Source organism: Kitasatospora sp. NPDC030952, from assembly GCF_055571335.1.
Genome location: NZ_JBVIFM010000063.1, coordinates 1 through 1,347, shown reverse-complemented (window position 1 = coordinate 1,347; position 1,347 = coordinate 1). Strand labels below are relative to the sequence as shown.

The window sequence follows — 1,347 nt, the reverse complement described above, 5'->3', positions numbered from 1 at the left end:
TCCAGGGTCCGCAGCGCAGACTGCGTCGGGACCGGGATCGAGGACGCCTCCTCGTTCCAGATGTGGAAGGTCTTGCCGGTCGGGAACGCCGCCCGGGTGCGACGGGTGCGGAGGTTGGCCGCGTCGCGGCCGGCGGCCTCCTCCGCCAGCAGGGCCCGCACGATCTCGGCGGGATCCCATCGCTGGGCCTTCGCGGTCGGGATGATCTCGGCCATCGCCCGGCGGATGTGCGGCAGTTTCAACCTGCGGGTCAGCGCGATCGCCTCGTCGAACGCGGCGCCGGACGTCGCGGCGACCGCGGAGGCGGGCGCTTGCATGCGCGGTCGCGTCGCGGCTGCTTGGGCAGGACTGTCGTTCATGAAACAGGTGCTCTTTCCAGTTCGGGGCCGACGTCGAGTGCCCGTCGGCCGAGGTGATGATGTTGCTGTCATGGGGGTCGGATAGGTTGCCCGGATGACTGACACGGACCCGCTGGTGCCCGTCCTTGCCGGACTCGTCGTCGACGTCGTCCGGTTCCTCGACAGCTGCGAGGACGACGAGGTCGACCCCGACTCCGCGGTGAAGATGATGGAGAGCGTGAGCTGGGTGCTCGGGCAGTTGCCGCAGGACCGGCGCGAGCGGTTCCTGACCGTGCTCGCCGACCTGGCCGAGGCCGAGCAGGACCCGGACCGGCGGGAGTTCCTGGAGAACTTCCCCGTCGCCAGCGGCCTGGTCGAGGAGGAGCCCGAGGGCTCAGGCTGAGCCGAAGCCTGACCAGGCGGAGGTGCCCGGCTGCAGGCTGTGGTCCTCGCTGCGGCGGACCGGCTCTGCGTGGTCGTGCTCGCCTTGGTGGCCGAGGATCGACAGCAGGTCGCCTTCGGCGAACCGGCCGACCGTCGCCGCGGTGCCAAGAGCACGGTCGACGTCGGCGGTTCCGTAGAGCTTGGCGAGCGCAACCGCGTCGGTCATCTTCGCCCTGATCCGGCGGACACCGGTCGCCGCCGCCTCGACCAGCCAGGCCGCCGCCCCGGGGCCGATCGCCAGGAACTGGGCCTCGGCCGGGTTCGTCGGCTTCGGCGTGCGCTCGCCGCGAGGGGCCTCGGGGTAGTGCTCGTCGGCGATCCGCGGACTGCCCGGCGCGGAGCGAAGGTGGCGGGCGACCTCGACCGCGCTGCCCGCGGCCATCGCGGTGACGATCAGCTCGTCGCCGTGGAAGCGGACCCAGACCCGCTCGTCGACGAACTCGTGCGGGACCGAGTAGCGGACCGACTCGACCGAGATCGTGGAGTCCTTGCCGACCCGGCGGGTCTCGCCGAACGCGGCGGTGAACGGCTGCTCGGGCACCGGGTGCAGCCGCAGCCGCTCCTC

Annotated in this window: 2 protein-coding genes and 1 pseudogene; 1 reads left to right on the top strand and 2 read right to left on the bottom strand. The window is 71.9% G+C overall.

The genetic code is table 11. The features are described 5' to 3' along the window. Positions 1-317: pseudogene (locus ACZ47G_RS39620) on the bottom strand (ATP-binding protein); the annotation flags it as partial. Between the two features lie 136 nt (positions 318-453). On the opposite strand from ACZ47G_RS39620, the gene ACZ47G_RS39615 reads away from it, so the two are divergent. After that, positions 454-741 carry a hypothetical protein gene (locus ACZ47G_RS39615; RefSeq protein ID WP_465751380.1) on the top strand — a complete coding sequence of 96 codons (288 nt, stop codon included), beginning with the start codon at positions 454-456 and terminating at the stop codon, positions 739-741. On the opposite strand, the gene ACZ47G_RS39610 is transcribed toward ACZ47G_RS39615, so the two are convergent. Next, positions 733-1,347, bottom strand: a 615-nt coding sequence (locus tag ACZ47G_RS39610; protein ID WP_465751378.1) for a Mu transposase domain-containing protein, incomplete at its 5' end; no start/stop codon positions are given. The genes ACZ47G_RS39615 and ACZ47G_RS39610 overlap by 9 nt on opposite strands.

Excerpts from the sequence above, each read along its gene's own strand:
- ACZ47G_RS39615 (WP_465751380.1), top strand. The coding sequence starts at position 454 with ATGACTGACACGGACCCGCTGGTGCCCGTCCTTGCCGGACTCGTCGTC.